This window comes from Faecalicatena orotica, from assembly GCF_003149245.1.
Lineage (GTDB): Bacteria > Bacillota > Clostridia > Lachnospirales > Lachnospiraceae > Faecalicatena_A > Faecalicatena_A orotica.
Window position 1 is genome coordinate 240,520 of the sequence record NZ_QGDL01000005.1, and the last position, 13,411, is coordinate 253,930.

10 protein-coding genes are annotated in these 13,411 nt (G+C 49.3%); all 10 read left to right on the top strand.

The features are described 5' to 3' along the window. Positions 1–124: 124 nt before the first annotated feature. The 10 genes from clpB (at position 125) to rlmN (ending at position 13,402) form a co-directional block, all read left to right on the top strand. Positions 125–2,722, top strand: coding sequence for an ATP-dependent chaperone ClpB (gene clpB / locus A8806_RS10020; RefSeq protein ID WP_109731050.1), 2,598 nt, complete (start codon positions 125–127; stop codon positions 2,720–2,722). After that, complete coding sequence (locus A8806_RS10025) at positions 2,719–3,945, top strand: Y-family DNA polymerase (RefSeq protein WP_109731051.1); 1,227 nt, start codon at positions 2,719–2,721, stop codon at positions 3,943–3,945. The genes clpB and A8806_RS10025 overlap by 4 nt, the downstream gene beginning before the upstream one ends. Then, complete coding sequence (locus A8806_RS10030; RefSeq protein ID WP_109731052.1) at positions 3,935–4,948, top strand: acyltransferase; 1,014 nt, start codon at positions 3,935–3,937, stop codon at positions 4,946–4,948. Before A8806_RS10025 ends, A8806_RS10030 begins: the two co-directional genes overlap by 11 nt. A gap of 103 nt (positions 4,949–5,051) precedes the next feature. Continuing rightward, entirely contained in the window at positions 5,052–6,509 is a 1,458-nt protein-coding gene (locus A8806_RS10035; protein WP_109731053.1) for a UDP-N-acetylmuramoyl-L-alanyl-D-glutamate--2,6-diaminopimelate ligase, read from the top strand. Between the two features lie 22 nt (positions 6,510–6,531). Continuing rightward, positions 6,532–8,757, top strand: coding sequence for a replication restart helicase PriA (gene priA / locus A8806_RS10040; protein WP_109731124.1), 2,226 nt, complete (start codon positions 6,532–6,534; stop codon positions 8,755–8,757). A gap of 33 nt (positions 8,758–8,790) precedes the next feature. Beyond that, the gene (gene def / locus A8806_RS10045) at positions 8,791–9,267 is read left to right on the top strand and encodes a peptide deformylase (protein WP_109731054.1); all 477 of its coding nucleotides are present in this window, start codon (positions 8,791–8,793) and stop codon (positions 9,265–9,267) included. Between the two features lies 1 nt (position 9,268). Continuing rightward, the gene (gene fmt / locus A8806_RS10050) at positions 9,269–10,207 is read left to right on the top strand and encodes a methionyl-tRNA formyltransferase (protein WP_109731055.1); all 939 of its coding nucleotides are present in this window, start codon (positions 9,269–9,271) and stop codon (positions 10,205–10,207) included. A 55-nt stretch (positions 10,208–10,262) separates the two neighbouring features. Further along, entirely contained in the window at positions 10,263–10,961 is a 699-nt protein-coding gene (locus tag A8806_RS10055) for a zinc metallopeptidase (RefSeq protein ID WP_109731056.1), read from the top strand. A gap of 26 nt (positions 10,962–10,987) precedes the next feature. Further along, entirely contained in the window at positions 10,988–12,340 is a 1,353-nt protein-coding gene (rsmB, locus tag A8806_RS10060) for a 16S rRNA (cytosine(967)-C(5))-methyltransferase RsmB (RefSeq protein WP_109731057.1), read from the top strand. Positions 12,341–12,361: 21 nt separating this feature from the next. Further along, a complete protein-coding gene (rlmN, locus tag A8806_RS10065; protein ID WP_109731058.1) occupies positions 12,362–13,402 on the top strand; it encodes a dual-specificity RNA methyltransferase RlmN in 1,041 nt (346 codons plus the stop codon). Positions 13,403–13,411 lie beyond the last annotated feature (9 nt).

Consider the following 13,411-nt stretch of genomic DNA (forward strand, 5'->3'; position numbering starts at 1 on the left):
TTTCCAGACTTCATAATTTTTTTATAATTTAATTAGCACTCGAACCTTGACAGTGCTAACAACAGGTGCTATTGTTATATTGTTAGTAGAACAAAGCACATGAAATGACAAAGGAGGTCTTTCTATGAACATAAATAAGTTTACTCAGAATTCTCTTCAGGCGGTCCAGAATTGTGAAAAGGTGGCCTACGATTACGGCAATCAGGAGATCGCGCAGGAGCATCTGCTGTATGCGCTCGTCACACAGGACGACAGCCTGATTTTAAAATTACTTGAAAAAATGAATATTCAGGGCACATTATTTATCAACCGTGTGGAAGAAGCGCTTTCCAAGCGTCCGAAGGTTCAGGGCGGACAGGTGTATGTGGGGCAGGATCTGAATAATGTCCTGATCCATGCAGAGGATGAAGCGAAGCAGATGGGCGATGAGTATGTATCTGTAGAGCATCTCTTCCTTGCACTTTTGAAGTATGCAAGCCGTGACCTGAAGGGGCTGTACAAGGAATTCGGCATTAGCCGGAACTCATTTTTGCAGGCCTTGTCCACGGTCAGGGGAAATCAGAAGGTGACAAGTGATAATCCGGAAGCAACCTATGATACTCTGAACAAGTATGGTCAGGATCTTGTGGAACGTGCAAGGGACCAGAAGCTGGACCCGGTAATTGGCAGAGATGAGGAAATCCGTAATGTGATACGGATTCTTTCCCGTAAGACAAAGAACAACCCGGTGCTTATAGGTGAACCCGGTGTTGGTAAGACAGCGGTTGTTGAAGGTCTGGCACAGAGAATCGTCAGAGGTGACGTGCCGGAAGGGCTGAAGGATAAGACGATCTTCTCTCTGGACATGGGCGCACTTGTTGCAGGGGCCAAGTACAGGGGTGAGTTCGAGGAACGTCTGAAAGCGGTTCTGGAGGAAGTGAAAAACAGTGACGGAAAGATCATCCTGTTTATTGATGAGCTGCATACCATCGTCGGCGCAGGTAAGACAGACGGGGCGATGGATGCGGGCAATATGTTAAAGCCTATGCTGGCGCGTGGCGAGCTGCACTGTATCGGTGCGACAACACTGGATGAATACCGTCAGTATATTGAAAAAGATGCGGCTCTGGAACGCCGTTTCCAGCCGGTTATGGTAGAGGAACCGACTGTGGAGGATGCCATTTCTATCCTCCGTGGTTTGAAGGAGCGATATGAAGTGTTCCACGGTGTTAAGATTACCGACAGTGCACTTGTTGCGGCGGCAACGCTTTCCAACCGTTATATTTCTGACAGATTCCTGCCCGATAAGGCGATTGACCTTGTAGATGAGGCCTGTGCCCTGATTAAGACGGAGCTGGATTCCATGCCGACAGAGATGGATGAACTGAGCCGCCGTATCATGCAGCTGGAGATCGAAGAAGAGGCACTAAAGAAAGAGGAAGACCGGTTAAGCAGAGAACGTCTGGAGCATCTTCAGGAGGAACTGGCCGGCCTGCGTGAAGAATTTGCAGGGAAAAAGGCACAGTGGGATAATGAGAAGGCATCTGTGGAGCGTGTCCAGAAGATCCGTGAGGAGATCGAACAGGTGAACAAGGACATCCAGAAGGCCCAGAGGGAATACGACCTGAACAAGGCGGCCGAGCTGCAGTACGGACTTCTTCCGCAGCTTCAGAGGCAGCTTGAGGAAGAAGAGGAGCGGTTAAAGGAAAAAGAAATGTCACTCGTACACGAGGCGGTTACGGATGAAGAAATTGCAAAGATCATCTCCAGATGGACCGGGATTCCGGTTGCAAAGCTCAATGAGAGCGAGAGGAGCAAGACGCTGCATTTAGGGGATGAACTGCACAAACGTGTCATCGGCCAGGATGAGGGTGTAGAACTGGTAACAGAGGCAATCATCCGGTCCAAGGCAGGTATCAAGGACCCGTCCAAACCGATCGGATCATTCCTCTTCCTCGGACCTACCGGTGTTGGTAAGACGGAACTGGCAAAGGCCCTGGCGGAAAGTCTGTTTGACGATGAGAACAATATGGTTCGTATCGATATGAGTGAGTATATGGAGAAATACTCCGTATCCAGATTAATCGGAGCGCCTCCGGGTTATGTCGGATACGACGAAGGCGGCCAGCTTACAGAGGCTGTCAGAAGAAAACCTTATTCCGTTGTATTGTTTGATGAGATCGAGAAAGCACACCCGGATGTATTTAACGTACTGCTTCAGGTACTGGATGACGGCCGTATCACGGATTCACAGGGGCGTACCGTTGACTTTAAGAATACCATCCTGATCATGACCTCCAATATCGGGGCAAACTACCTGTTGGAAGGCATTGAGGAAGACGGTACGATCGATCAGGCGAGCGAGGACATGGTAATGAACGAGCTGCGTGCACACTTCAGGCCGGAATTCCTGAACCGTCTGGATGAAATCATTATGTTTAAACCGTTGACGAAAGATAATATTTATGCAATCATTGACTTGTTAGTAACTGACGTCAACAAACGGCTTGCCGATAAGGAGCTTTCTATCGAATTGAGTGAAACGGCCAAGAATTTCATCGTAGACGGCGGGTATGAACCGATGTATGGTGCAAGGCCGCTGAAGAGATACCTGCAGAAAAATGTAGAGACACTTGCAGCAAAACTGATTCTGGCAGGCAATGTCGGCCGGGGAGATGTAATTGTAATCGAGGTTGTTGACGGAAAATTAAATGCAAGAGCGAAAGGACAGCTGGTTTCATGACGCCGATCATTTTCCACATTGATGTCAACTCCGCATATTTGAGCTGGACAGCGGTAGAACAACTGAAAAATGGTGCAAAGCAGGATCTGCGGGAGATTCCCTCCATTATCGGCGGGGATCAGAAAGCACGCCGCGGCGTGGTGCTCGCTAAATCTATTCCTGCTAAAAAATATGGCATTCGCACGGGGGAACCTGTTGCGAATGCCTTTCGTAAGTGTCCGAATCTCGTGAGTGTACCGCCGGACCACCGGATGTACCGTGAAAAAAGTGACAGGCTGATGGACTATCTGAAAAGTTTTACAACAAAGATCGAACAGGTCAGTGTTGATGAGTGCTACATGGATTTTACAGAGATCGCCTGGAAATACCCGTCTCCCGTGGATGCGGCGCTGATTATAAAGGACGGGATAAGGGAGCAGTTTGGCTTCACGGTCAATATCGGGATATCTTCCAACAAACTGCTGGCAAAGATGGCATCTGATTTTGAGAAGCCGGATAAAGTACATACACTGTTTCCTGAGGAGATACAGGTGAAAATGTGGCCGCTCCCGATCGGGGAACTCTATATGGCCGGCCGTTCCAGTGTGGAGACATTGAAGAAACTGGAAATCTATACGATCGGGGATCTTGCACAGGCGGACCCGGAAGTAATCAGCCTGCATATGAAGAGCCACGGCAGGATGCTGTGGGAGTCTGCCAACGGGGCCGGGGATTCTCAGGTTCAGTCGGAGCAGGCAGAGGCAAAGGGGATCGGGAACTCTACCACGCTGTCTGAAGATGCAGTCACGGCAGAAGAAGCGATGGAGGTATTCCGGGAGCTGGCGGCAAGTGTAGGCAGGAGACTCCGTAAAGCGGGACAGAAGGCGAACATGGTCAGCATGGAAATCAAGTACCATGATTTTCAGACAGTATCCCACCAGAAGCAGCTAAGCAAGCCTTCCAGTGAAGATGATGTGCTATACGGGGCGGCATGCCAGTTATTTGAGGAGACGTGGGACGGTGAACCCATCCGCCTGCTGGGAATACGGACGGCTAAGCTGGTGGATGCGTCGGAGCCTGTGCAGCTTTCGATCTTTGATATTGAGATGCCAAAGCCTCCGGATGAGAAGCACCGGAAACTAAACATGGCAATGGATGAAATACGGAAAAAGTACGGTAAGGATGCCGTGGTCAAGGCGAGCCTTATGAAACCGGGAAAAGGGAAAAAGGGACATGAAGACTAAGAACTACAATATGGAACTGATCAGGACCGTCTCATTTGTGATGGTCATTATCATACATGTAACAAATTATTACTGCAGGGCATATGCGGATATCGGCCGGGATGAATATCTGTTTTCGGTAATTCTGGACACGGTATCCAGAGTCAGTGTGCCCTGTTTTTTCATGCTCAGCGGCGCCCTGCTGCTTGGAAGGACGGAACGGCTTAGGAAGAACGGGGAAAGGCTGGTACGGTTTCTGGTTGTACTGGTGTTCTGGAGTGTTGTTTACTATTTCTTTAATGTGTACTATATGGACACCCCTGTCGACTTGCGCGAAATCTTATTTGAGCCCGCAGAGCCGCATCTCTGGTACCTGTATGCGACGATTCCGATCTATCTGGTGCTTCCTTTTTTCCAGACCATGTGCAGGGGGATGAGTGCAAATATGGACAAGGCATTTCTGCTGATGGGAAGTCTGGCGTCTCTGTTTCTATATGTTTCCTCCCTGCTCCATGCAGAAGCATATTATGATGTGCCGATCATCGGGGACCGGGTATATACATTTTATTTTTTCCTTGGATATTTTATCAGCAAATACAGGGAAAGAATCACATGGAGTATCTGGCGGACATTGGGCATCTTTCTGGGAAGCACCTCTCTGAATATACTCCTGACGGTGCTGATTACTTTCCGCAGGGGGGAACATTATGAAAGACTGCTCGAGTATGGCTGCCCGCTTGTCATCATCAGCGGGGTGTCATTCTTTGCATTATTTATGCAGATAGGGGGAGGGCATGTCAGACTGAAAGATAATACAAGAAAATGGATCGACAGGTGGTGCGCCTGCTCCTTCGGTATCTATCTGATACATATCATCTTTCTGGATAATTATAAGAAATTCGTGGACCCGGAGGAACTGTCGGCATGGATCGCAGTACCTTTGCTGACACTTGCGATTCTGATTGTGTCCTTTATCTGCATATACTTTATCAGGAAGCTGCCTTTCGGAAAAATGATTTCATAAACTGTTTTTTTAACTTCACGAAGTTTTCATGAATAGAATTTTGCAACAAGGAAAGGTTTGTGTTATTCTATAATAGTATACCCAAAAAGCAGGAGGAATGCAGATGAAACTAACACAGTTATTAGAACGTTTAGAATATGAAGTAATACAGGGAAACGATGAGATCGAGGTCCGGGAGCTGATCAATGATTCCAGAAAAGTCAGGGAAGGCAGTGTATTTGTCTGTATCAGCGGCGCAGTCGTTGACGGACATGAATTTGTCGGCGATGTGGCGGCGAAAGGGGCGGCCGCGGTTATTGTAGAGAAGGACGTAGAAGCCCCGGAAGATATGACGGTGATCCGGGTACCGGATACAAGATATGCTCTGGCACTGATGTCCGCGGCTTATTTCGGATATCCGGCGGATAAGATGAAGATCATTGGAATTACCGGTACAAAGGGGAAGACAACAACGACTTACATGATCAAGTCTATCCTTGAAGGGGTCGGGCATAAGGTCGGCCTGATCGGAACAATAGAGGCGATTATCGGGGACGAGACGATACCGGCCGCAAATACGACGCCGGAGTCTTATACGATCCACCAGTATTTTGCCAGAATGGCGGAAGCAGGCTGTGACTGTGTTGTCATGGAAGTTTCATCACAGGGGCTGATGCTCCACAGGACCGCAGGGATCCCGTTTGAGATCGGTATTTTCACCAATCTGGGAAGAGACCACATTGGGCCGAATGAACATGCGGATTTCGAAGATTACAAGCGGTGCAAAGGGCTTTTGTTCCAGCAGTGCAGACTCGGGATCGCCAATGTGGATGACCCGTATTTCGGGGATGTGTTTGCAAAGGCAACCTGTACAACGGAGACTTTTGGATTTTCAGAAAAGGCAGATCTAAGGGCCACGGACACACATCTTGTTTCCAGACCCGGGTATCTGGGCGTGGCCTATCATGTGAGCGGCCTGATGGATTTTGATGTAGAGATTGATATTCCGGGCAAATTCAGTGTCTACAATTCGTTGACGGCCATTGCAGTCTGCAGACATTTCCAGGTGCCTGCTGATAAGATACAGAAGGCTCTGAAGATGGCAAATGTGAAGGGCCGCATCGAGATGGTGAAAGTATCGGATGAGTTTACACTGATGATTGATTATGCACATAACGCCATGAGTCTGGAAAGCCTGCTGACAACGCTGAAGGAGTATCAGCCGGCCCGTCTGGTCTGCCTCTTCGGATGCGGCGGCAACCGGTCTAAGGACAGACGCTATGAGATGGGGGAAGTATCAGGTAGGCTCGCGGACCTGACAATTATTACATCGGATAATCCAAGGTTTGAGGACCCACAGGCAATCATTGACGATATCAAGACAGGCATCGGCAGGACAGACGGGAAGTATGTGGAGATCTGTGACAGGAAAGAAGCCATCCGGTATGCGATCGAGCATGGACAGCCGGGGGATGTCATCGTGCTGGCCGGAAAGGGACACGAAGATTATCAGGAGATAAAGGGTGTGAAGTATCCGATGGATGAAAGGGTTCTCATTTCCGAAATCCTGTCCGGAAAGTAGAAAAGTAGGTGATGACATTTACATGTATGCGGATATCATTGTAGATATTACACATGAAAAACTGGACAGAGTCTTTCAATACAGGATCCCCACCCGTCTGGAAGGGGAACTTTCTGTCGGGATGGAAGTGATCGTTCCTTTTGGCAGGGGCAACCGTGAGACAAAAGGTTATGTAACCGGCCTGTCGGATAAATGTAATTATGATGAAACAAAAGTAAAAGAACTGCTGGACATTTCCAGAAGCGGCATGGCGATCGAAGGAAAACTGGTCGCACTCGCCGCGTGGATGAAGGAACAGTACGGCGGGACGATGATACAGTCATTGAAGACGGTCCTCCCGATCAAGCAGAAAGAGAATGCGAAGGTGAAGAAACGGGTACGGCTTCTTCTGGACGAGGAAGAGGGAAAGAAAAAGCTGGACTTTTATCTGGAGAAGAACCAGAAGGCCAGGGCAAGACTTCTGGCGGCGCTTCTGGATGAGCCAATTCTTGACTATGAACTGGTATCGCGCAAGCTGAACATAACGCTTACCGTCATACGGGCAATGGAAGAACAGGGAATCGTGGCTCTGGAGTCTGAGCAGGTTTACCGGAATCCTGTGAAAGGGGAACGGATTGAGAACGGTATTACGTTTACAGAGGAACAGAGGCATGCCATCCAGAGATTCTGGGAAGACTATGAACAGGGAAAACGCGGCACTTATCTGATCTACGGAGTGACCGGGAGCGGCAAGACGGAGGTTTACATCGAGATGATACGCCGGGTTGCGGAACAGGGAAAGCAGGCAATCGTACTGATCCCCGAAATTGCCCTCACATACCAGACTGTTATGCGGTTCTACAGGAACTTCGGGGACAGGGTGTCCATTATGAATTCCAGGCTCTCTGCAGGAGAGCGTTATGACCAGATGATGCGGGCAAAGGAGGGGAAGATCGATGTCATGATCGGTCCCCGTTCTGCTTTATTTACCCCGTTTCCGAATCTTGGGCTGATTGTTATGGATGAGGAACATGAGACGACTTATAAAAGTGAGCAGGTGCCCCGTTACCATGCGAGGGAAACGGCCATTGCGAGGGCGGAAATGGAACATGCAAGTGTGATACTCGGTTCTGCGACCCCGTCTCTTGAGGCCATGTATCGTGCGAAAAAGGGCGAGTACCATCTCTTGGAGATGCGTAACCGCTCCGGAATGCAGGATATGGCGGAAGTATATACAGTGGACCTGCGCGAAGAACTAAAAAACGGGAATCGTTCCATCCTGAGCATAAAACTACAGGAACTGATGGCCGACAGGCTCGAAAAGAAAGAGCAGATCATGCTTTTCCTGAACCGGCGCGGATATGCGGGATTCATATCCTGCCGGGAGTGCGGACATGTCATCAAGTGCCCGCACTGTGACGTGTCCCTGTCTTCCCACAAAAACGGGAAGATGGTATGCCATTACTGTGGGTTTGAAGAGCCGAAGCCATCTGTCTGCCCGGAATGTGGTTCCCGGCATATCGGAGAGTTCAGGGCCGGGACCCAGCAGATCGAGGAGATCGTAAAAACGTTGTTCCCACAGGCGCGGGTGCTGCGTATGGATATGGATACGACCCGGCAGAAAGACGGCCATGAGAAGATCCTGTCGGCATTTGCCAATGAGGAGGCTGACATTCTGGTCGGCACGCAGATGATTGTTAAGGGACATGATTTCCCGAATGTGACACTGGTCGGCGTCCTTGCCGCGGATATGTCTCTGTATTCCGATGATTACCGGGCGGGAGAGCGGACATTCCAGCTGCTGACACAGGCGGTTGGCCGTGCGGGGCGCGGTACAAAGAAGGGGGAAGCGGTCATTCAGACATATAGTCCGGAGCATTACGGGATTGTGACTGCTGCGGAGCAGGATTACGAGGCATTTTATGAAGAAGAGATCCGGTACCGGGAACTGATGGGTTACCCGCCCGCCGAGAATCTGCTTGCAGTGCTTGTGAGCTGTGAGGATGAGCCGCTCCTTGAAAAGGGGTGCAGGTATCTGAAAGAGTATGCACTGCGTTTCAGGAAAGATGCACAGATGGATATCATCGGGCCAGCCAGCCCGGGGATCGGGAAGATCAACGATGTATATCGGAAAGTACTCTACCTGAAAGCGGAAAGATATGATACACTGATAAGGATGAAAAATTATATGGAGCAGTACATCGAGGTGAATCCGGGATTTCAGAAGATGAGAATCCAGTTTGATTTTAACCCGATGAATGTTTTTTAGTAAAAATAGCAGAATAGTAATGTGGAGGAAGTTATGGCAATCAGAGAGGTCAGAGAAATTGGAGACGAGATCTTAACGAAAAAATGTAAAGAAGTGACAAAGATGACTCTTCGGACAAGAGTACTTATCGAAGACATGCTGGATACGATGTATGAGAAGTTTGGTGTAGGGCTTGCGGCCCCGCAGGTCGGAGTGCTGAAGAACATCGTCGTGATTGATGTGGGAGAGGGGCCGATCGTCCTGATCAATCCCGAAATCATCGAGGCGGATGGCGAGCAGACCGGAGAGGAAGGGTGCTTAAGCGTGCCGGGAAAATGGGGGATTGTAACCAGGCCGGACCATGTGAAAGTCCGTGCCCTCAATGAGGAGATGGAGGAATTCGAGATAGAAGGCGAAGGACTGCTGGCAAGGGCATTCTGCCATGAGATCGACCATCTTTCAGGTGATCTGTATGTGAACAAAGTGGAAGACGGGCTTCATGATGTACAGACTGAGGAGGAAGAAGAATAAAATGAGAGTCATATTTATGGGAACCCCTGATTTTTCAGTCGGAACACTGGAGGCATTGATTGCGGCGGGACATGACGTATGTCTGGCCGTGACACAGCCGGATAAGCCGAAAGGCAGAGGTAAGGAGATGCAGTTCACCCCGGTCAAGGAGGCCGCAGTGAAGCATGGAATCCCTGTATACCAGCCGGTCAAAGTAAGACAGCCGGAATGCGTGGCGAAGCTTCGCAGCTATCAGGCTGATGTGATCGTCGTTGTAGCGTTCGGACAGATCCTGCCGAAAGACATTCTGGATCTGACTCCTTACGGCTGCATCAATGTCCATGCGTCCCTGCTTCCGAAATACAGAGGCGCGGCCCCGATCCAGTGGGCGATCATCAGAGGGGAAGAAGTGACCGGTGTTACAACGATGCAGATGGATGAAGGTCTGGACACAGGTGATATGATTTTAAAGACAGAGATTCCGATTACTGAAGAAGAAACAGGAGAGAGCCTGCATGACAAGCTGGCAAGGGCAGGTGCAGACTTATGTGTAGAGACGCTTGCGGCACTGGAGGACGGGACGGCTGTATTCGAGCACCAGCAGGAAACGCCGACCCCGTATGCGAAGATGCTGAACAAGCAGATGGGAAATATCGACTGGACACAGCCCGCCCGGGAGATTGAACTTCTGGTGAGGGGACTGAACTCCTGGCCGAGTGCCTATACCCACTGGGAAGATAAGGTGGTAAAGATCTGGAAGGCAAAGGCGGTGTCAGGTGAGGCGTTTTCCACTAAAGAGCCGGGAACGGTACTTACGGTAGAGAAAGACTGCTTCACGGTGCAGACCGGAAACGGGGTACTGAAGATCAGCGAACTCCAGCTTCCCGGGAAAAAGAGAATGGAGACGAGTGCATTTCTGAGGGGATATACACTGGAACCCGGTACCATATTCACGGCTTAGTTTCCCTGTAAGGGGCTTTCATGCCGTGTATCTTAACTAGACAGGAGGAAGTCATATGTTTTTTTATTATGATCCTACGTATATACTTGTATTAATAGGGGCGCTGATCTGTATCATAGCTTCAGGCAGGGTCAACAGCGTGTTTAACCGTTACTCCCAGGTGCGCAGCCATTCCGGCATGACGGGGCGCGAGGCGGCGGAGAAGATTCTGAGGGCAAACGGAATCCATGATGTGACCGTCCAGCATATATCAGGGAATCTGACAGACCATTATGATCCAAGAAACAAGACATTGAGTCTGTCCGACGCCACATACCAGTCTGCATCGGTTGCGGCGATCGGGGTTGCGGCACATGAGTGCGGCCATGCGGTGCAGCACCATGTCGGTTATGCACCGCTGAAGATCAGGGGTGCACTTGTACCCGTTGCGAACTTTGGTTCTATGGCGGCATGGCCGCTGATTATCATCGGGCTGTTTATAAACGGCAACATGTCCCTGATGCTGATCAATCTGGGAATCCTGCTGTTTTCAGCAGCAGTCCTGTTCCAGCTTGTGACACTGCCGGTGGAGTTTAACGCATCCAGAAGGGCCGTAAAGGTTCTCGAAAATACCGGGATGCTTTACCCGGAGGAAGTAGATGCAACAAAGAAGGTACTCGGGGCCGCTGCGCTGACTTACGTGGCGAGTGCGGCATCAATGATTCTGCAGCTGTTAAGATTACTCTTGATCAGCGGACGCAGACGCGGCGATTGAGAATAGATAAAATTGGAGGATATAGTATGACAAAACCGTTAAGCGAGCGGGAGATTGTGCTCGGAATTTTAATGGATGTGACGGAACATGATGTTTACAGCCATATTGCACTGGGAAATGTGCTCAGTAAATATCAGTATCTGGATAAGAAGGAGCGCTCGTTTATCACAAGGGTGACAGAGGGGACGCTCGAGCATATGATAGAGATTGATTATATCCTCAATCAGTTTTCAAAAGTAAAAGTACAAAAGATGAAGCCGGTCATCCGCAATATTCTGCGCAGTGCGGTATACCAGTTAAAATACATGGACAGTGTGCCAGATTCCGCCGTCTGTAATGAGGCAGTAAAACTGGCTGTGAAAAAAGGATTCGGCACACTGAAAGGATTTGTGAACGGTGTGCTTCGGAATGTGGCACGGAAAATGGATGAGGTCAGTTATCCCAAAGATCCGGTGGAGGCCCTTTCTGTGAAGTACTCCATGCTGGGCTGGATACTTGATTTGTGGCTGGAAGAATACAGCATCGATACTGTGGAGAAGATCCTTGCCGATTTCCAGAAGGAGAAGCCAGTGACAATCCGCTGTAATACAAGCCGTATCAGTCCGGAAGAACTGGAAGAGAGGCTGAAAGCAGAAGGTGTTACGGCTGTGAAACATAAGTACCTGCCTTATGCGTACAGTATCACCGGATATGATTATCTGGGGGAGATGGAGAGCTTCCGGCAGGGACTTTTTGCGGTTCAGGACATAAGTTCCATGCTGGTAGGGGAAATTGCATCCCCGAAGGAAGGAGACAGTATTCTTGATGTGTGTGCGGCTCCCGGCGGGAAGTCCATCCACCTTGCGGATAAATTAAACGGGACAGGGCATGTGGAGGCACGGGACCTGACAACATATAAGACAGGGCTGATTCAGGAAAATGTAGGCCGGATGCAGTTTGGCAATATATCCGTGGTACAGTGGGACGCGACAGTTCCGGATGAGGCCGCGTTTGACAGTGCGGATATTGTGATAGCTGACCTGCCGTGCTCAGGTCTGGGTGTGCTGGGCAGAAAGACAGACCTGAAGTATAAGACGATGAAAGAACAGATACAGGAACTCTCAGGGCTTCAGAAGAAGATACTGGATGTTGTCCGCCGGTATGTGAAGCCGGGCGGTGTCCTGATCTACAGCACTTGTACGATCAGCCGGGCCGAGAATATGGATAATGTACACTGGTTTTTAGAGAAATACCCGGAGTTTACACTGGATAACATAGAAGATAAGGTGTGCAGTGAATTAAAGGACAGTGTGACAGAACAGGGGTGTTTAAGGCTCCTGCCGGGCGTACATGAGAGTGACGGGTTCTTTATTGCAAGATTTCGCAGAAGTTTAGAGTAATTAAGGAAGGCACGGAGTATTATGAAAAAAGATATTCGCGCATATACATATGAACAACTACAGGAAGAAATGGCATCCCTGGGGGAAAAGAAGTTCCGCGCAAAGCAGATTTACGAATGGCTCCATGTAAAACTGGCGGAAGATTTTGAAGAGATGACAAATCTTTCAAAAAGTTTACGTGAAAAGCTGGAAAAAGAATATACGATACTGCCGGTGAAAATGCTGGAAAGGCAGGAATCGGCTCTGGACGGCACCAATAAGTTCTTATTCCGGCTGTATGACGGGAATGTGGTGGAAAGTGTTCTGATGCGCTATAAGCACGGTAATTCCGTGTGTATTTCCTCACAGGTAGGGTGCCGGATGGGATGCCGTTTCTGTGCATCCACCATAGGCGGCCTTGTCAGAAATCTTTCCCCGTCGGAGATGCTCGGCCAGATCTACCAGATTCAGCGGATCATCGGAGAGCGGATTTCTAATGTTGTCATCATGGGGACCGGAGAGCCTCTGGATAATTTTGAAAATTTTCTCCGTTTTATCAGGCTTCTGACAGACGAACACGGACTAAATATCAGCCAGAGAAATGTGACAGTTTCTACATGCGGAATCGTGCCGAAGATGCTGGAGCTGGCAAAAGAAAAACTACAGATCACACTGGCACTCTCCCTCCACGGGGCGACTCAGGAGAAGCGGAAAGAACTGATGCCTGTGGCAAATAAATACAGCCTGGATGAAGTGCTGGATGCGTGCGATGCGTATTTTGAAGAAACAGGACGGCGTATCACGTTTGAATACAGTCTCGTACACGGTGTGAATGACAGGGATGAAGATGCAAAAGAGCTGACAGCCATACTGAAACAAAGGAACTGCCACTTGAATCTGATCCCTGTGAATCCGATCAAAGAACGCACTTTTGAACAGCCGAGCAGGAAAAATGCTCTTAATTTTAAAAATAAACTTGAAAAAAGCGGAATAAATGTTACTATAAGAAGGGAAATGGGCGCAGATATCGATGGGGCCTGTGGACAGCTCAGACGACGTTATGTGCAGACAAACAACGAATAAAGGAGATAT